Origin of the sequence: Ferruginibacter paludis (assembly GCF_030409685.1) — a bacterium.
Lineage (GTDB): Bacteria > Bacteroidota > Bacteroidia > Chitinophagales > Chitinophagaceae > Ferruginibacter > Ferruginibacter paludis.
In genome coordinates this window covers 629718-648509 of record NZ_JAUFQJ010000004.1, presented here as the reverse complement: position 1 = coordinate 648509, position 18792 = coordinate 629718, and the positions used below count along the sequence as shown (strand labels likewise).

The following is an 18792-nucleotide window of genomic DNA, read 5'->3' as shown; positions in this document are numbered from 1 at the left end:
AATACTGTTTTATAACTTTACAAATTGCTGTATACTTTTTGTCTGGCCCGATTGAAAGGAAATAGAATATACTCCCGGTTGCAAATCAGCAATGTTGACAGAAGTCTCCAGGATTCCAGCTGCTAATTGCAATTTCTTTACAATCATTCCTCTTTCGTCAGCAATAACGATATCTGTTGTCGCGGATACATTAACCAGCCTGATGGTTATTTTATCTTTTGCAGGGTTGGGGAAAATAATAATTTTATCGCTTACCGGCGCTGCAACTGCTATTATTTTACTGTATGTAAAAAGGCTGTCAGCGTTTACAATTTTTAACCGGTAATAGTTCATCGCTTTTAATGATAAATGGTCTGTAAACTGGTAATCACTTTCACCTGGATTTCCAGATGCAGTAATATTTCCAACTGGAAGAAATGTTGCCTGGTCAAAACTTTTCTCAATGGTAAAATATTTCGTATTGATTTCTCCTATTGTGCTCCAGCTAAGGATGACCGTTTTATTCTGGTAACTGCCAATAAAATTAAACAGGGAATCGGGCAAAGCAGATGTGCCTGCAGAAATGATTCCGTTGTATGGATTGCTGAGGCCCGCACAAGTAGAGTCTGCAGATGCATTATGATCCACCAAAGTGCCTTTTACAGCCATATTGGCTACTACACCATTGGCATCCTTTCGCAGGAACAAACCTCCGCCCTGCGCTATATCTACATTGCCTGCACAAACAAATTTGTAGGGATGGTTATCATTGGGATTAAGTACCAGTTGTCCGCTCTCAATTCTTGTGGCACCTGAAACGTATAAAGAACTGTCAATGGTTACTTTTGCGCAACCCGTTTTGTTTATAATAAGTGTGTCAACAGGAAAACCCGTATTCCATGTGATTCTACTGTTTGTATTTCCGAAGAGTTCCAATTTAAAGTGGCAAAAATTATTCGCACAATTACTGATTGCCGTTGTACCTCCATAATTAGTAACACCACCCATATCAAATACTTCCTGGCCATTGACCAATACGGGGGTGGATGAACCAACAGCATAATCTGAAAAACCCGATATGTTGCCGGAAATTTTCAGGTCACCACTTATTCCCATTGTTGTATTAAGTTCAGCGGCAGAAAGATTGCCATTGATAATATTGGGGAGCGGATTGGCAGGGTCTTCCTGCAAAAAATCTAACACAGCGGGAATCGAGCATGCGCTAACATTTCCATTTAGTTGCGAGCCTGATGTGGTAAAGGCCAGTGGCCCGTATGAACGAACAGTGTCTTTAGCGGAAACAAAAGTTGAGTTTTTTCCAATAAAAAAAACCATAGAAACATTATTCCCGTTATTGGTAACTGTGCTGTTTAAAAGTGTAGCCGTAGAATGATCACCTAAATGAAAATTAGTAGTTTCAATGGTACAGCCATCAATAAATATATTTCCACTTGAGTCACCAAAGAAAGCAAAACCGCCAAGGTTACTGCCCACCAATTTTATCCTTGCGTCAGCATCCCATTTAATACCGGTCCAGTCAGCATGTGAAAATAAAACGCCGTAAGTGCTGTTCAAAATTTCCAGATCGGTAATTGCCTTGTTACCCCCATGCAGTTGAAAATGGCCATGCAGCATGTTAGAGCCGGAATCAATTTTCACAAAGCCGCCATTGGAGGTATATATATTTACAGTAGGCGCTCCATCAACAATAGCAGGATTGTCAATGGATATCGTCGTATTGCTTATATGCATGCTTCGGCAGCGGCTTGGGCCGTTAGGGCTACTTCCACCAACATTAAAATCGGGGTTGATATTATTAGTTTCAAAATTAACAGCAGCAATGCCGGACATAGCATAACTGATAACCACATCGTCGTTTTCAGTTGGTACCCTTTGAATGGGCGCCTGGCCGGCGGGCGGGTTAATTTGTATCCAGCTAAGTGAATCGTTCCAGCCCTTATCCTTATGATACAATAAGGTTATTTGCTGGTTCAGAGGCGTTGTAATGATTCCATTGTAAGGATTGCTGAGGCCCGCACAGGTAGAATCTTTTACAGAATTGTGATCAACCAGAGTTCCTCCGAAGGCCATGTTGGCTACTACACCATTGGCATCCTTTCGCAAAAACAAACCTCCGCCCTGAGCTATATCCAGATTGCCTGCACAGACAAATTTGTAGGGTATGCTATCATTGGGATTAAGTACCAGCTGGCCACGCTCAATTCTCGTAGCTCCTGAAACGTATAACGAACTGTCAATGGTTACTTTAGCGCACCCCGTTTTATTTATAATAAGTGTGTCAACCGGGAAACCTCCCGGCCATGAAATATTGCTGTTGGTATTTCCAAAAAATTCCAATTTATAATGGCAATAGTTATTTGCACAACCGGTAATAGTGAGATTATTTCCCCCGTAATTAATAACCCCACCAACATCAAAAGCATGCTGACCATTAATGACTACAGGTGCTACAAAAGACGGTCCGTCGTAGAATTGGTCAATGACATGGAAAATAATATCTCCGGAAATTTTTACGTCGCCATTAAACCCCAGGGCTTCATTTTCTGAAACGGTAAGGTTGCCATTGATAATATTTGGCAGGGGATTAGCAGGATCTTCCTGCAAAAAACTAAAGTAGCCACCACCGTAAGAAAGCGAACTAACGTTGCCATTGAGGATAGAACCTGAAGTGCCAAATGAAAGGTTGGAATTAGATTTTACGGTTACATTACTGGAAACAAAATTTGCATTTTTGCCAATCAGAAAAGTTAAACATCCGCAAAGGCCGACATCCTCAATTGTGCTGTTTAAAATGGTATCGGTAGAATTATCGCCCAACCTAAATTCATCAGTATTAATGGTGCTGTTTTCCGCATATAACGATCCGCCGCCAAAGCTCATCCCACCATAAGTACTGCCCACCAGTCTGGCTTTGCTATTAGCGTCCATATATATATCCGCAAAGTCTGTGAAATCAGTTAAAATACCAAAATTGCTGTTTATAATTTGCAGGTCTGCTATTGCAGGATTGCCTCCGTGTAACTCAAAAATTCCCTTATCAAGATTAGTGTTGGAATCAAGTATTACAAAACCTCCATTGGAGGTATAAACATTTACAATTGCACCGTAGTCGATAAAATTAACGGGGTAAAAAGATATATTGGTATTGCTAACATGCATACTTCGGCAGCGGCTGGGTCCATTTGGGCTGCTTCCGCCAACATTGAAACCGGGGTTGGCAGCATCAGTTTCAAAACCAACTGAAGAAATGCCGGACATAGAAAAACTGAAAACGACATCATCGTTTTCGGTTGGTACTCTTTGAATAGGCATTTGGCCGGCGGGTGGGTTAATTTGTATCCAGCTAAGCGAATCGTTCCAGCCCCTGTTATTTTTGTACAATAATGTAATTCCCTGCGCATGAAGGCTTGCAAAGATTGACAGGCATGCAATGGTGACAAATAGCCGTTTCATTGTAGACTTTTGTGGTGAAAGATATTTTAACGGCTATGGATTTAAGAAGGAATTTATTGCAGTCAGATAAGTGGATTATTAAAAATACGAATATTTGTAATTCAAAGCAATTTTTTGGCGCCCCCACCAAGGTCCGTTGGAGCATGAATGAAAAGGATGGTCAGTTTTTTTTAATGTTGTATAAAAGATGGTATTAGATCTGTGACATACGCTGTACAGACCGGGTATAAACCACCTGAAGGCGCTGTGTTCAAAAGCCATGGTGCTGAATGTTCGGGAAAAGCTGTCTTGCTATTAGGCGAGGTTTTCACCGCCTTCATCAACAATTATAATGTATTTTGCGTGAAACCCCGACGCCGCTTAATTTTCCTTTAGATTTCACCCGGTCTCCATTTTTGTTAGCTTAATTGATGGCAGCGCTTCATTTTATAAAATACAATTAGCAAGGCATTACCGGCCACTTCATTATTTGGATTTGTAATCTCCGCGGTTTATTAATTGGCCGCCTGCGTTGATGCATTGTATTCAACATCGGGGTTTCACGGAAGCTGCGTTATTAACGTTAGTGCTTGCTGTGAATGCCCGCAGGGGTAGACGATTTTATTTTTTACTTTTCCAGGCATCTTCAAAATAATATGTGTTGATGCCGGCGTATTTTACTTTCCCCCTGGCATTTTTTATTACCCATTGAGTTACGGTTGTATAAAATTTTTCAAATTCTGTAATGTTGTAAAGGATAGGTCCTGCTGTAAAAAACTTTGTCCAATAAATACGACCCTTTTCATTATGGTTAGGAATAGTCTTAGAAAATTCAATTAACGGAGCGTTCGCAGTATTTGCAAGGTAATAGCTCTCTTTTTGTGTTTTTGCCTGCCCGTATTCTGGTGTCCAAGGAAATGCTCTATTCCAGATGAAGATTTGCGAACTGAATGGATAACTTGTTGCTTTAAAAGATTCAATTATTAATTCTTCGATGGTTGGAGCGGAAGATTGAAAAAAGACGCAATTGAAATTATGTTTTAGGAAATGTTCAAATACAAGATTGTCATTGTCGGTACTACATATTTGAATTTGTCTGCCCATAAAATTTCGCTAACACTTTAAATATATATTTATTCTGTACCGGCGGGGTTTTCACAGCGTTTATCAACAATTATAAAGTACTTACCGTGAAACCCCGACGCTAAGCAAATATAGAATTCGCTTGCACCCGCTCTTCCTTTTTGTTAGCTTTATCTTATGGCAATAAAATTAAAACACAGCGATACTTTTTCTACTTATTTTGTTACGTTCACCTGTGTGGAATGGATTTCTTTATTTGAAATAGTGAATGGGTATGACATGGTCTATAAATGGTTTGATATTTTAAAAAAGGAACACAATGGGGATGTGGTTGCTTATGTGATCATGCCCAATCACCTGCATGTTATCCTGCATTTTCATGACGAACATTTTAATTTGAATACCATTGTTGCAAATGGTAAAAGATTTATTGCATACGAAATAATTAACCGGCTGGAGCAGGCAGGAAATACCAGTCTGCTTGCGAGGTTAGAAAAACTGGTGACAGAAAGGGAAAGAAGAAAGGGTCAGTTACACAAAGTTTTTAAAGATTCTTTTGATGGCAAAGCAATTATTACACACGCTTTTCTGATACAGAAAATTAACTACATCCACAACAATCCGGTGAGCGGAAAGTGGATGCTGGCAAAGGATTTCGTTGAATATGAACATAGCAGCGCTTCGTTTTATGAAATACAATTTGTCAGGCATCACCGGCCTTTGCATTATCTGGATTTGTAGGGAGGTATTTGTTTAGGAAGTGGCCTCTTTTATAGACGCAGTGTATTCAACGTCGGGGTTTCACGGAGGCTGTGTTATTGACGTTGGTGCTTGCTGTGAAAACCCCGCCGGGACAGGATTATAAAGCGCTTACCGTGCCCCCCCGACGCTGAGCAAATATACAATTCGCTTGCACCCGCTCTTCGTTTTTGTTAGCTTTATCTTGTGGCAATAAAATTAAAACATAGCGATACCTTTTCAGCGGGAAGTTGATACTGGCAAAGGATTTTGTTGAGCATGAACATAGCAGCGCTTCGTTTTATGAAATACAATTGGTAAGACATCGCCGGCCTTTGCATTATTTGGATTTGTAGAGCTTCTGCTATTGGCTGAGTGGCCGCTTGTATTGATGTCGTGTATTCAGCGTCGGGGTTTCACGGAAGCTGTGTTACTAACGTTAGTGCTTGCTGTGAAAACCCCGCCGGGACAGAAGAAAATTAACTATATCCACAACAATCCTGTTAGCGGAAAATGGATGCTGGCAAAGGATTTCGTTGAGTATGAGCACAGCAGCGCTTCATTTTATGAAATACAATTGGTAAGACATCACCGGCCTTTGCATTACCTGGATTTGTAGCGCTACTACTAATGGGAGAGTGGCCGCTTGTATTGATGTCGTGTATTCAACGTCGGGGTTTCACGGGAGCTGCGTTATTAACGTTAGTGCTTGCTGTGAAAACCCCGCCGGGACAGAAGAAGGCAGGCATTTACGATTTGCTTTCAGAAACTTGCCTTGGCATTATAGTAACATTTTCTATTTGGTTTAGCGAAATCTTTTTGTGCATATCTAAATTAAATGAAATTTTTATAATGAAAGAAAAATTCAATTTTTCTTTTTGCCAATAATATTCTCTCGGATAAATTACGGCAATAGCTTCCATTTCAACAATGCATGAAATTAAAGCAAAACTTGAAACAGGTTGAATATTGAAGCTTATCAATTTTAGTTCATCTCTTTGATAATAATATTCAAAATAGACTCCATCAATATTTTTAAAATATTTATTGGGATTAAGTTTATCAGTTTTTTCGGAAATACTCAGTTTAATTTGTTGCCATAGTTCGGTTTTTAGCATATGGGTTAGGGCAGCAGCGTCTAAATCAGTATTATCCAGCCACTTTTTAAACTCTGCCTCTTGAGTAATTTTATGGATTGTAGAATCATTTGTGAAAAAATCTTCAAAGCCAGAATAAACCAGCATTTCAGAAGCATCTTTTAATAAATGGGGGTGCAAATTTTTCTTTTCTATGTCCCAAAAGTCCAGCTTATTATTTGTAATTAAAACATTGTTAGTTAAGTCATTTTCCGCTATGTGATTTATATAGGAAAGCCAAATTATTGCATCTCTAAACTCTTGTTTTTTTCGGTAAAGGGCTTAATTCTGTTAATCGATCTGTGTACTAGTTCGGGTAGAATATTATTTTTATAAGCGATGACAGTTAAAGAGCCCTTTTCAATTTGCTCATTATAAAAGTTATCAAATTTCTGCTTGTAAACTTCTAATTTGGGTAGATCAAGTGTACTTTTTGAATTACTAACCTTGCTAATTTTAAGCCACTCTTTCTGAATCAGATCTGTTTTTTCAGAAATTACTTTTATATAATTATTTTTAGTTTCTTCTAATGAAACCGTTGAGATAAATAATTTGATTTTCTTATGTTCACTTAAGTTAAGGAGCAGCCTTCCAAATGTTTCAGTAAAGAATGGATTTGAATATAAAATATTTGAATCCAAAAAAATATTTTGAGTCATAATGCAAATTAATCAATCATCATCTTCTAAGTTTGTATTTTTTATAATCCCGACTTGCCGCCTTTGTACGTCATATATTCGATCTTCTTTAACTAAAATTCCAAGAAAAATAAATGGCATGTTAATACTTTCCCCATAGGTAGTTCGATGGTCAATAACTATACTGTCAAAATTGTCCTGATTTAATATAATTGTGTCATCTTCACCTAAGTCATTGTCAATAATAAAGTCTCTTAACTTTTTAAGAGAGTTAATTCTTATTGGTACAATTTCGAAGGATTCCATGATTAATGTCTTTGTTTGTGAATGCGCTGATTATTGCTTATACCCAGTTTTGTAAATATATAATAGAAATGGCATTGCTTAAAAACGGCAATGGAGAAAATCTGTCTATTACTATTATACATTTTGGATTGTTTTTTTGAGCAACCTAAATATTACCGAAATAAACGTCCACCCGCTCCCAAAAGCCACAAAAGCACAAGAGGGCGACGCAACGATGTTCCACATAGCTTCTCAGCCCGGACCAATATTTTTGCTTTCTTTATGCCCACCTTCCACCCATTGTGCGTATTTAAATTTAACTGCTTAACTTAGACAAGCTAAATTTTTCCGCTTAAATTTTGTGCGAATGCGTTGCTGTACTGTGTATGTATTATTGTTGTTGCTGGCGGTTGGTCAGTTATGGTCTTGCTCGCCGGGTTTGCCGAAAGACGTGGCGGCGGCCTACAAGGAACTGCCCGACAAGATTGATTATAACCTGCACGTAAAACCGGTGCTGTCGGATAAATGCTTTAGCTGTCACGGGCCGGATAAGGCCAAACAAAAAGCCGGCCTTCGGCTGGATATTGCTTCCTTCGCTTACGCCGCATTGCCCGAAAGTCCGGGTAAGGTGGCCATTGAGCCCGGCAGCCTGCAGGGCAGTGAGCTGTTTCACCGCATTGTGTCAGGCGACCCGGAATACAAAATGCCTTCGCAGAAATCTCACCTGAGTTTATCGGCTACCGAAAAAGCCATCCTGGTAAAATGGATTGAACAGGGCGCCCAATACAAACCGCACTGGGCTTTTGTGGCGCCGGAAAAACCAGCAGTACCTTCGGCAGGAGGCGATCGTTGGGCCATTAACCCCATCGATCATTTCATTGCACAAAAACTGGAGCAGGAAAAAATGAAGCCTTCGGCCGAAGCGGATAAGGCGCTGTTGTTAAGAAGACTTTCGCTGGATTTAACGGGCCTGCCACCGACGACGGAAGAGCTGGATGCTTTTATAAACGATGCTTCGGCCAATGCTTACGAAAAGCAGGTGGACCGCTTATTGCAGTCGCCGCACTATGGCGAAAAAATGGCAGTGGACTGGCTGGACCTTGCCCGCTTTGCGGATTCGCATGGCTATACCGTGGATGCGGTGAGGGATGTATCGCCTTACCGCGATTGGGTGATTGATGCGTTCAATACCAATTTTCCGTACAACAAATTTCTACAATGGCAACTGGCCGGCGACCTGATGCCGCACCCGACAAAAGAGATGCTGATTGCCACTGCCTTTAACCGCATGCACCAGCAAAACCTGGAAGGCGGGATTATTGAAGACGAGTTTAAAGCGGAGTACGTGGTGGACCGGGTGAACACCACGGGCGTAGGCATGATGGGGCTTACGGTAGGCTGCGCCCGCTGTCACGATCATAAGTTTGACCCCATCTCTCAAAAAAATTATTACGAACTCTTCAGCTTTTTTAACAACGTAAAAGAAGCCGGGCAGATTTCTTTTGATGGCACCATGCCTTCGCCGACTATCTTATTACCGAATAAAGAAAAAGAAAACCTGCTGCGTTTTATCAACGATACCATTGCGGCGGAACAACAAACCATTGCAGCCACCACCGGCGATGCCGGCGCTGATTTTGACAAGTGGCTGCAGGCAAAAAGCTATGCGACTTTGCAGCAACAAAAAATTCCACAGGCAGGTTTACAGGCCCGTTATGTGTTTGATGATGGTTCTTTAAAAAATATGGTGCCGGGCAAAGTTGCCGGTAACATGAAGCGGGGCCTCGGTTATGAGAAGGGCGAGCCGCCGGTATTTGAACGTCGCGATAACGGCAAGGCGCTGGCGTTGGGCGGTGATGAGTGGCTGGATGTAAAACCGGTGGGCGTGTTCCGCAAGGCGGACCCGTTTACGATTCACCTGGATATTTTTATTCCGCCAAATTTTAAGGAGGGCGTGATTTTTCATAAATGTGTTGCCGAGCGTTTGTACAATTACCGCGGCTATCATTTGTATTTTAAAAACGACCGGCTGGAAATGAATCTATCGCATGCAGCCCCAAGCAACGCCATTACAAAAGTTACCAAAGCGGCTTTGCCAAGAGAAAAATGGATTGCGGTGACGGTAACCTATGATGGCAGCAGCAAAGCGGATGGCGTAAAATTATACCTCGATGGCAACGAAGCGCCGATGGAAACCACCATGGACCAACTGGCAAAAGATATTTTAATCAATGGCAACGACCAGCCGGGGCTACAGGTAGGAGCGTGGGACAGAGGCCTTGGTTTTAAAGGCGGCAAGGTAGATGATGTAACGGTCTATAACCGGGCACTCACAGGTTTTGAAGTAAAGGTGTTGACCGGGCAGTCCAGCTGGGCTTCGGTTGCAGGTAAATTGCCGCAGCAATTGTTGCCGGATGAAACGGCTGTTTTAAAGGCTTATTATTTAACTGCTGTACATCCCGGTCTGCAGGCAGAACAAAAAAAATTGCAGCAGTTGCGCAACCGGCTGGCAGACTCCACCGAAAATATTCCGGAGCTGATGGTGATGCAGGAAATGCCGCAGCCGCGTAAAACGCATATTTTATTAAGAGGTAATTATGATGCACCTGGAGATGAAGTGACTGCTAATACACCGGCTTCAATTTTACCTTTTGCACCCAACCTGCCCCGCAACCGCTACGGCCTGGCGCTATGGATGACGGACCCGAAACATCCACTTACGGCAAGGGTAGCCGTTAACCGTTACTGGCAAAACTTTTTTGGCACAGGGCTGGTAAAAACAACGGAAGATTTTGGCAACCAGGGCGAGCTACCAAGTCACCCCGAACTGCTGGATTGGCTGGCGGTTAATTTTATAGAATCGGGCTGGGATGTAAAAAAATTAAACAAGCTGATTGTGATGAGTGCTACTTACCGGCAATCGTCTGTTGCCAGTGCGGAGGCGAAAGCAAAAGACCCTGCCAACCGTTTGCTATCGCATGGCCCGGCTGTAAGGCTGAGTGCGGAAATGATGCGGGACAATGCCTTGCTGGCAAGCGGATTGCTGAATGCCGCCATTGGTGGCAAGAGTGTAAAGCCTTACCAGCCGCCGGGTTTGTGGGAGATCAACAATACCAGTTACCAGGCTGACTCCGGTGCTGCGGTGTACCGGCGCAGTTTGTATGTGATTGTAAAACGTTCAGTGCCCAACCCAACGCTGTCTACCTTTGATGGCAGCTCCCGCAGTTATTGCGTGGTGCGGCGCCAGCCAACGAACACGCCCTTGCAGGCATTGGTTACGCTGAACGATCCCACTTTTGTGGAAGCTTCCAAAGTGCTGGGGGAACAGCTCAGCAAGGATGCGAACGTTGCGGACGGCATAAAAAAAATCTACCGGAAATTAACTGGTGTGGTACCGGATGAAAAAGAACTGGCGCTGTTGCAAAAGTTGCAAGCTGACCAGCTGGATAAATTTAAAAAAGACCCCCGTAAAGCAAAGGGCTGGCTGGCAGCCGGGCAGTACGTGGTAAATAAAAATATGGATGCGGCCACGGTGGCAGCGAATGCTGTGGTGGCCAGTGTTATTTTAAATTCAGATGCCGCGATTACAAAAAGATAAGCTATGAGTGAACATCATCATCACGACGAATTTAAACCGCATTTGCCCGAACTGGAGCAATTGAAACGCAACTGGGACCGGCGTAATTTTCTTACCAAAACCTCTATGGGGATTGGTGCGGTGGCACTGGGATCTTTGCTGGGCAATGGCTTGTTTGGAAAATCAGCGAGTAATGCCAAGCCAACGACAGGTATTGCTGAAGATGACCTGCAGGCAGAAATTTTAAAAGCCATTCCGCATTTTGCGCCAAGGGCCAAACGAATTGTGTATTTGTTTATGGCGGGTGGTCCTTCGCAACTGGAGACTTTTGACTATAAACCGAAACTGGTAAATATGTTTGGTCAGCCTTTGCCGGATTCTGTGCGTCAGGGCCAGCGCTTAACGAGCATGAGCGCCAACCAGAGTATTCTGCCGCTGGTGCCTTCTATTTATAAATTCAACCAGCACGGCGCTTCGCAAACCTGGGTGAGCGAATTACTGCCGCATACGGCTGAAGTGGTAGATGATTTGTGCATCATTAAAACAGTGAATTCAGAAGCCATCAATCATGATCCTGCCATTACCTTTTTTCAAACGGGCAACCAGTTGCCGGGGCGGCCTTCTATCGGTTCGTGGATCAGTTACGGGCTGGGATCGGATAATGAAAACCTGCCTTCCTTTATTGTACTCGTGTCTAAAAACGCGGTGAAAGATCAGCCGCTGTATGCAAGATTGTGGGGCAATGGTTTTTTAGCGTCGGAGTACCAGGGCGTGCAGTTCAGGGCCGGAAAAGATCCCGTACTGTTTCTCGACAACCCGGAAGGTTATGACGGTGCCGACCGTAAGGAGATGCTGGACTATCTTACAACACTCAATAAATATCAAAACGAAGTCAACGCCGATCCTGAAGTGGAGGCCCGAATCAAGCAATATGAAATGGCGTACCGCATGCAAACATCGGTACCGGAAGTAATGGACATTTCTGATGAGCCACAGGAAATATTTGACCTCTATGGTCCGGATAGTAAGGACCCCGGCACTTATGCGGCTAACTGCATCCTTGCCCGTAAACTGTTGGAGAAGGACGTGAAGTTTGTACAGCTGTATCACCAGGGCTGGGATCACCATGGCGGCTTGCCTGCAGGCATGGCCAAACAATGCAAAGACACCGACCAGGCTACAGCAGCGCTTATTAAAGATTTAAAAAGGCGGGGCTTGCTGGAAGATACACTGGTGGTTTGGGGCGGTGAGTTTGGCCGCACGGTGTATTCGCAGGGCAAATTACAACCGGATAATTATGGTCGCGATCATCATCCCCGTTGCTTTACCATGTGGATGGCGGGTGCAGGTGTAAAGCACGGTATCAGTTACGGCGAAACGGATGACTTCAGTTATAACATCATTAAAGATCCGGTGCATGTGCACGATTTCCAGGCCACATTGCTGAACATCATGGGTATTGATCATGAACGATTCACCTACAAGTTCCAGGGAAGGCGGTTCAGGCTTACTGATGTGCAGGGGAAGGTGGTTAGGGATGTTTTGGCTTGAGGAATAAAATTAAAAAGTAAAAATTAGAAAGTAAAAAGGCAAAACTGAAAGGCAAAAGCTGATGCGATGCAATTATGCGGCCTCGCCTGATTAGGATGCGACTATTCGAATAGAAAAGATCTTTGTATTTATGTGAAGTGGTTGTATAACCTGCAATTCGTAGTTAGTCTCTGCTTTCTTTTTTTTCTTGATAAAAAAAAGAAACAAAAAAAATCAAGGCTGCGAATAAAACGGCTGAAATTTTCAACACAAGCCTACAATCAAGGAACTCGCTCGAAGAATATAATACTTTGAATTGTATGCGTGCTCAGACAGCCTTGATTGCTTAACGGCTCGTGTTGAAAATTTCTAGCACTTTTTATTCGAGGCCGTTTGAAGAGTATGTGTTGTTGTTACAGTTCATTGTTAAACCTGATAGAAAGTGACAGAAAGTGAAAGGCTCTTCAAATCGTTCTTCGAGTTGGACACAGTAACTGCATAAGCCGCATCTTTTGGTTCGGTTCCGGCTTGCCGGAATTCAAAAAAATGCGAAGCAATATTTTTTTGAAAGAAGCAAAAGCAGCGGCGTTGCAGTTACGCAGCCCCGCCGGCTGTGGAGGCGACTATTCGAATAGAAAAAACTTTGTAAGGCAAGCTTTTGTCAATTTATTAAATAGACTTTTGAAAAAGCGAATGTTGCTGCAAACAAATAGTTTTATAAGTAGAAATCTAACAAGAAATACAACACACAAAAAATAACCATATGCTTTCCAGAAGAAAATTTATCAGGAATTCGTCGATGGCTTCGGCCATTGCGGTGGCTAAAACAAGTACCGCATTTGCTATTTTGCACAAAGGGCTGAAGCCGGAAGAGCCGTTGATTGGGCACGGAGGCTACAAGTACAAAGTAGATAAGGACTGGGCCAAAATCAGTGCCAACAGCAATCCTGTTTTTAACTGTCATGAAATGGTGCAGGACAGCAAGGGGCGCCTGATTATGCTGGGCGATGATACGCACAATAATATTTTGGTGTTTGATAAGTCGGGGAAGTTGCTGGATGCCTGGGGCACCTCATGGCCCGGTGGTCATGGGCTGACCATTTCAAAAGAAGGGGGCGAAGATTTTTTACTGATCGTGGATTGTGGCTGGTTCCAGGACAGAACAGGCAACTGGAAAAGCCAGGCCGGGCAGGTGGTGAAAACAGATATCAACGGCCGCATCCTGTTTGCGATCGGGCATCCGCGTACCATTGGTATTTATAAAGACAACGAACCTTTTATGCCAACGGAAACTGCCGTGGCACCGAACGGTGATATTTATGTCGCCGATGGTTATGGCTCCGATTACATCATTCAATACAACAGCAAAGGCCAGTACATCCGACATTTCGGCGGACATAACAATGCCAACCCCGAACACAATTTATCCAACGCACATGGTGTGGCGATTGACACGAGGGATAAAAATAAGCCGGCGTTGATCATCACATCGAGAGAAGAAAATTGCTTTAAGCTTTTTTCTATGGACGGCAAATTTATACAGCGGGTAGATACGCCGGGCATGTATGTTTGCCGTGCAGTACCGGATGGTGAAAATATTTATTCGGGCGTTTGCTGGTCGAAAGACACTGCCGGAAAACGCAATGCCAACACTGGTTTTGTTACGATACTGGATGGCAAAAACCAGGTGGTGTCATGCCCCGGTGGCAATTCGCCGGTGTATAAAAACAATGTGCTGCAGCCCACGTTACAGGCACCTGAAAAAGTGTTTCAGCATTGTCATGATGTGTGTGTGGATGAAGATAAAAATTTGTACATCTGCCAGTGGAATGCTAATCATACTACTCCTATCAAATTAACACGGGTTTAAATGATGTTGCTTGTTCGGGAGTAAAGGTGACTATTCGAATAGAAAAGATCTTTGTATTTATGTGAAGTGGTTGTATAACCTGCAATTCGTAGTTAGTCTCTGCTTTCTTTTTTTTCTTGATAAAAAAAAGAAACAAAAAAAATCAAGGCTGCGAATAAAACGGCTGAAATTTTCAACACAAGCCTAAAATCAAGGAACTCGCTCGCAGAGTATAATGCGCTGAAGTGTATGCGTGCTCAGACAGCCTTGATTTTTTAACGGCTCGTGTTGAAAATTTCTAGCACTTTTTATTCGAGGCCGTTTGAAGAGTAAAAAGTATTGTTATGACTAGATTATAGGCTTCGCAGCTTTACCATTTTACTTGTTGTTAATAAAAGAAAGAAGAGATTGATTCAACTTAAAAAGATGCCCATGTTTAAAATATTTACTGTATGATTTTGCTGGATATCACCACTTTTATGGGTAGGCTTCACCCGATGGTTGTACACCTGCCGATCGGTTTTTTACTGTTGGCTGTGGTGTTTGAACTGATGTCTTATTCGAACAGGTTCAAATACCTTAAAACGGCCGTATCTATTACTTTGTTGTTTGGTTTCATTACCGCAACAGCTGCCTGTGTGCTGGGGTATTTATTATCCCTGTCGGGCGATTATGAATATGTTCAACTAAACCGGCACAAACTTACCGGCATCGCAGTAGCCATTCTTTCGGGGCTGTTGTTTTTATTGACGACTAAAAAAATCAGCAGCAGGTTACCTATTCCTGAAAAAATATTGTCCGTTGTTTTTGTGGGGCTGTTTTTTTTGATGACCTACACTGGTCACCAGGGAGGTAATTTGACGCATGGCAGCGACTATTTATCGATGAATGTGTTGCAGGGTGGCGAAAGAAAAAAGCCTGTCTCGGTGGAGGAAGCTCTGTTGTTTGAAGATGTGGTGCAGCCCCTGCTGATCAAACGCTGCGGGCAATGTCATGCTTCGGGAAAACTGAAGGGGCAGTTGTCAGTACAATCACTCGCCGCCTTGCTGAAAGGTGGTAAAAGCAGGGCCGCGGTAGTAGGTGGTAACCTGCAGGGAAGTGAATTGTACCAGCGCATCACAATGGATCCTTCCAATGAAAAATTTATGCCCGCCGATGGTAAAACACCCTTTACTAAACAGGAAGTGGCGCTGATTAAATGGTGGATAGAAAAAGGCAATGCAGCAGCCGGTGTAAAAATGGCTGGTCTGAAAGATGCCGAAGCCATCAAACCCAACGTAGCGGCTTTGCTGGGGTTGGGCGATGCCGGTGAAGTGGCGGAAAGCAATGGCCCGCAAGTTAACCCGGATATCCCCAAAACGGTTGATCAAGGTCAGCTGGATAGCCTGCGCAGCAAGGGGATGCAGGTACGCATCATGTCGCACAACCCAGTGATGCTGGACGTTACATTGCCTGCGGGCGCTACGCAACCATTGAGTAACATGAAAAGCAATTTGAAAGCCGTTGCCAAAAACATCGTATGGTTAAACCTGTCGCATAACAATTGCACCGATGCCAGTCTTGATTTTTTACCGTTGATGACCAACCTCGAAAAACTGCGGCTGGAAAAAAATCCCCTGACAGATGGCATTGTGAATCAGCTCAGCGGTCTGCAACACCTCGAGGCACTGAACCTGAATGAAACGGGTGTTACGGCAGCAGGGTTGGAGAAATTGAAATCAATGAGTTCGTTGAAGCGGGTGTATAATTGGAATGGGGGAGGGAAGTAGCGCCAGCGTCAGAAGGCGGCAAGTACGTCTGCTTATGCTGGTTGTGGGTTTCAATAATTAGTGAAGGCATTCATGCCGCAAATTACAGCCTCGTTGCTTTTGGAAAAACTTAATTCTTATTCACCGCTGATCTCCACTTTTGCCGGATTATAAAAACCAGCTCACTAAAATGATCAATACCCTTAGTTCAGCAATCTTACCACTCATCACCACAATGCAATTAACACAATTACCCGCATTTACCGTTCTGCTTATTGGCTGAACAGCTGTTATGCCCTTTTTAACTGTCGAAAAGTGCATATTTGACGTGTTCAGAAACTGCGAAAATTACAGAGTCAAAAATTTGCAACATCGTTTAAATATTTATATTGCCACTAATCCCGCTATATTGCCAGCGAACAGACCTTAACACACCATTTGAGATCGTTTTTTTACCGCTTGTGAAAGTAGAAATTCCGTTTGTATCGAATGGTCTTCATCAGTATCCGGCGGCGATATATCTTTACTCCATCAAATCAAACAGGAGTATCACTCCAACAAATATGTACAACAAATTTCTGGAACAGCTTTTCACCCTTGTAAGACAAAGGGAAAATCCACCGGAAATCTCCAGCCTGTAAACGTCTCCAAACAGTAAAGATTTTAATCGGAATCACTTCCACCCGGTCTGTGAAACAGGCAGGTGAAATTGTTCTCAACCAACAATCATTTTCAACGATGAAAAAAAGTAAACTGGTACTAACCGGTATTGCAATAGGTATGTGTGCAATGTTGTTGCTGCAACAACATCATTGTGACAATAATAATAAACAGCAGCGCAACACTTCTGTGCAGCAGGATTCATCACAGCAGAATGCGGACACAGGCATTCCCCTGGTGAGGATCGGTTTACAATCCAATCTATACTAAAAATTATTTGCCCCGATCAGGCAGGCTTTAAAAGGTAATGAAAGTTACACAGGCCGTGCTATGCCCGTGTGGTAATACAAACAAGCGTATTTAACAACTAAAAAACAAACAACTATGGCAAGTTTTGGTAAAAAAATTCTTTCTGCATTTGTGGAAGTAACAGCCGAAGAGAAAGCTGTTATAAAGCCGGGAGAAAAACAAATCTATTCCACACCGGTAGCGATGGTCCGGCCATTGCCTTCCACTACTACAGAAAAATTTGAACAGTATTTTGATAAACTGTTCAGCGAGGCAAACCTGCCTGGTCCTGATTATTATGAGTTTGTAAAAATGACCCAAGCCATGATCGCCATCGCCGATGAAAAAGCCAGGTACAGTGCGGCTTTTGCGGGCCTGGGTGTGCAGGGGCTGGATAAGGGCAAGTTGTTAGATACGGCAGCCGCCTATTTAAAAATACTGGAAACAGATGCGGCCAGTTTTAATGCCACAGTGGATGCGGCACTGAATGAAAAAGTGCAGGCAAAGCAACAGGAGATACAGCAAAAGCAACAACGCATGGAACAACTAAGCCGGGAAATGATGGACCTGCAAAACCAGGTGCAGTTGCTGCAGATAGAAGTAAAAGAAAATGAAGACAAGATCGAAAGCAACACGGGCGGATACAAAATATCTGCTGAAAAAATGAGGCAGGAGATACTGGCTGATATTGAAAAAATAAAGCAGTACATCCTATAAACAGAACTGGCGAAAAATGAACAATCAGTAAATAAAACAAACAACAACAATTATAACAACGCTCTTCACTTCCTTCCATCAAGAAGGTTGGGATGGGCTGCTAAAAACAAACAAGATGATCAACACAATTAGCCAAACAAAAAAACCGGGGTGGTTTGCTGAACCCAAAAACGTGGCCACCACCGTGGTAGGGATATCGCTTTTTGCAGGACTAGCCTATGGCTTCCTCACATTCGTGTTGCCCTGGCTGGTAACCGTTACCTGGAACATGGTCAACCTGGTGATCGGCGGAGCAATACTGGCCTTCCTGCTCATGATTGTTACCAACAAAAAGTTCTGGCGTGCGCTGCGGTATTTTTCTGAGTTCATTGCCAACTACACCGTGGGGCTGGCGATTGAATTAAACCCTTTCAACATCCTGCAATTGAAAATTGAACAGGGTTATAAAGACAGGAACACATTGTACCAGCAATCTGCCAGGCTGAAAGGAAAGCAAAGTGAATTGATGGACAAATTAGGCAGTAAAGAGAAAGAGTTGCAACTGAATGTACAGAAAGTAAAAATTCTGCAGCAGGAAAAAAATCAGTCCAAACAAGTGGACCTGTATGCCAACAATGTGCTGCGTTGCCAGGAGTACATCAACAATGTTACACCCATCGTAGGCGACCTGAACAAGCTGATCAAATTCTCGGATACTGCGTATGAAGAAAGCGGAATTATGCTGGAAGATGCAAAGCTTGACCTGGAAGCAAAAAAGGATTTGTACTATTCAGTAACCACGGGCTTGTCGGCTGTAACCAGCGCTATGAAAGCGTTTAAAGGCGATGATGAACTGAACCAGGACGCGGAAAAAGCTTTGGCAATATTGAAACAACAGATCGGTGAAAAGATTGGGCACATTAAAAGTGCCATCGATGTTACCAGCAGGTTTATGGATGATAAGGTACTGGAGGATAAAGCAAAATCTGCACAGGCTATTGAACTCATCAATCATTTTGACCTGAACAAAGATTTTAACTACACCAATAATGCGTTGCAAAATAACAGCAACAGCGGAAGGTTGAAAGATGTAAATGTAACAGACAGGTACAGGGGCTTATTGGATTAGGTA

Annotated in this window: 14 protein-coding genes; 9 read left to right on the top strand and 5 right to left on the bottom strand. The window is 43.0% G+C overall.

Annotation, left to right across the window (positions count from 1 at the left end):
* Positions 1 to 9 precede the first annotated feature (9 nt).
* Together QWZ08_RS08350 and QWZ08_RS08345 are read right to left on the bottom strand one after the other, a co-directional pair.
* The gene (locus QWZ08_RS08350) at positions 10 to 3453 is read right to left on the bottom strand and encodes a T9SS type A sorting domain-containing protein (protein WP_290336912.1); all 3444 of its coding nucleotides are present in this window, start codon (positions 3451 to 3453) and stop codon (positions 10 to 12) included.
* Between the two features lie 600 nt (positions 3454 to 4053).
* Positions 4054 to 4536, bottom strand: a complete 483-nt coding sequence (locus tag QWZ08_RS08345; RefSeq protein ID WP_290336909.1) for a hypothetical protein — start codon at positions 4534 to 4536, stop codon at positions 4054 to 4056.
* A gap of 156 nt (positions 4537 to 4692) precedes the next feature.
* On the opposite strand from QWZ08_RS08345, the gene QWZ08_RS08340 reads away from it, so the two are divergent.
* The gene (locus tag QWZ08_RS08340; RefSeq protein WP_290336908.1) at positions 4693 to 5256 is read left to right on the top strand and encodes a transposase; all 564 of its coding nucleotides are present in this window, start codon (positions 4693 to 4695) and stop codon (positions 5254 to 5256) included.
* Between the two features lie 448 nt (positions 5257 to 5704).
* Positions 5705 to 5872, top strand: a complete 168-nt coding sequence (locus tag QWZ08_RS08335; RefSeq protein ID WP_290336905.1) for a hypothetical protein — start codon at positions 5705 to 5707, stop codon at positions 5870 to 5872.
* Between the two features lie 130 nt (positions 5873 to 6002).
* Here the strand turns inward: QWZ08_RS08335 and QWZ08_RS08330 are convergent, their stop codons facing one another.
* The 3 genes from QWZ08_RS08330 to QWZ08_RS08320 all read right to left on the bottom strand — a co-directional run bounded on the left by QWZ08_RS08330 (position 6003) and on the right by QWZ08_RS08320 (position 7333).
* Positions 6003 to 6530 (bottom strand): hypothetical protein, encoded by a 528-nt coding sequence (locus QWZ08_RS08330; RefSeq protein ID WP_290336903.1) that lies wholly within the window; start codon positions 6528 to 6530, stop codon positions 6003 to 6005.
* Positions 6531 to 6631: 101 nt separating this feature from the next.
* Positions 6632 to 7048, bottom strand: a complete 417-nt coding sequence (locus QWZ08_RS08325) for a PIN domain-containing protein (RefSeq protein WP_290336901.1) — start codon at positions 7046 to 7048, stop codon at positions 6632 to 6634.
* Positions 7049 to 7060: 12 nt separating this feature from the next.
* On the bottom strand, positions 7061 to 7333 hold the full coding sequence (locus QWZ08_RS08320) for a hypothetical protein (protein ID WP_290336899.1): 273 nt from the start codon (positions 7331 to 7333) through the stop codon (positions 7061 to 7063).
* A gap of 346 nt (positions 7334 to 7679) precedes the next feature.
* Between QWZ08_RS08320 and QWZ08_RS08315 the strand changes: the two genes are divergently transcribed.
* The 7 genes from QWZ08_RS08315 (at position 7680) to QWZ08_RS08285 (ending at position 18789) form a co-directional block, all read left to right on the top strand.
* On the top strand, positions 7680 to 10910 hold the full coding sequence (locus tag QWZ08_RS08315; protein WP_290336898.1) for a DUF1553 domain-containing protein: 3231 nt from the start codon (positions 7680 to 7682) through the stop codon (positions 10908 to 10910).
* A gap of 3 nt (positions 10911 to 10913) precedes the next feature.
* Entirely contained in the window at positions 10914 to 12440 is a 1527-nt protein-coding gene (locus QWZ08_RS08310; RefSeq protein ID WP_290336897.1) for a DUF1501 domain-containing protein, read from the top strand.
* 742 nt (positions 12441 to 13182) lie between these two features.
* Complete coding sequence (locus QWZ08_RS08305) at positions 13183 to 14289, top strand: NHL repeat-containing protein (protein ID WP_290336896.1); 1107 nt, start codon at positions 13183 to 13185, stop codon at positions 14287 to 14289.
* 431 nt (positions 14290 to 14720) lie between these two features.
* A complete protein-coding gene (locus QWZ08_RS08300; protein WP_290336895.1) occupies positions 14721 to 16037 on the top strand; it encodes a DUF2231 domain-containing protein in 1317 nt (438 codons plus the stop codon).
* Between the two features lie 717 nt (positions 16038 to 16754).
* Positions 16755 to 16946: a hypothetical protein gene (locus QWZ08_RS08295; protein ID WP_290336894.1), complete on the top strand. Its 192-nt coding sequence runs from the start codon at positions 16755 to 16757 to the stop codon at positions 16944 to 16946.
* Between the two features lie 114 nt (positions 16947 to 17060).
* Entirely contained in the window at positions 17061 to 17681 is a 621-nt protein-coding gene (locus QWZ08_RS08290; protein ID WP_290336892.1) for a hypothetical protein, read from the top strand.
* A 115-nt stretch (positions 17682 to 17796) separates the two neighbouring features.
* A complete protein-coding gene (locus tag QWZ08_RS08285) occupies positions 17797 to 18789 on the top strand; it encodes a hypothetical protein (RefSeq protein ID WP_290336890.1) in 993 nt (330 codons plus the stop codon).
* Positions 18790 to 18792 lie beyond the last annotated feature (3 nt).

Bases quoted from the DNA above. Each gene is read 5' to 3' on its own strand.
- QWZ08_RS08290 (WP_290336892.1), top strand. From the start codon at position 17,061: ATGGCAAGTTTTGGTAAAAAAATTCTTTCTGCATTTGTGGAAGTAACA.
- QWZ08_RS08310 (WP_290336897.1), top strand. From the start codon at position 10,914: ATGAGTGAACATCATCATCACGACGAATTTAAACCGCATTTGCCCGAA.
- QWZ08_RS08300 (WP_290336895.1), top strand. From the start codon at position 14,721: ATGATTTTGCTGGATATCACCACTTTTATGGGTAGGCTTCACCCGATG.
- QWZ08_RS08305 (WP_290336896.1), top strand. From the start codon at position 13,183: ATGCTTTCCAGAAGAAAATTTATCAGGAATTCGTCGATGGCTTCGGCC.
- QWZ08_RS08285 (WP_290336890.1), top strand. From the start codon at position 17,797: ATGATCAACACAATTAGCCAAACAAAAAAACCGGGGTGGTTTGCTGAA.
- QWZ08_RS08320 (WP_290336899.1), bottom strand. From the start codon at position 7,333: ATGGAATCCTTCGAAATTGTACCAATAAGAATTAACTCTCTTAAAAAG.
- QWZ08_RS08350 (WP_290336912.1), bottom strand. From the start codon at position 3,453: ATGAAACGGCTATTTGTCACCATTGCATGCCTGTCAATCTTTGCAAGC.
- QWZ08_RS08315 (WP_290336898.1), top strand. From the start codon at position 7,680: ATGCGTTGCTGTACTGTGTATGTATTATTGTTGTTGCTGGCGGTTGGT.
- QWZ08_RS08345 (WP_290336909.1), bottom strand. From the start codon at position 4,536: ATGGGCAGACAAATTCAAATATGTAGTACCGACAATGACAATCTTGTA.
- QWZ08_RS08340 (WP_290336908.1), top strand. From the start codon at position 4,693: ATGGCAATAAAATTAAAACACAGCGATACTTTTTCTACTTATTTTGTT.
- QWZ08_RS08325 (WP_290336901.1), bottom strand. From the start codon at position 7,048: ATGACTCAAAATATTTTTTTGGATTCAAATATTTTATATTCAAATCCA.
- QWZ08_RS08295 (WP_290336894.1), top strand. From the start codon at position 16,755: ATGAAAAAAAGTAAACTGGTACTAACCGGTATTGCAATAGGTATGTGT.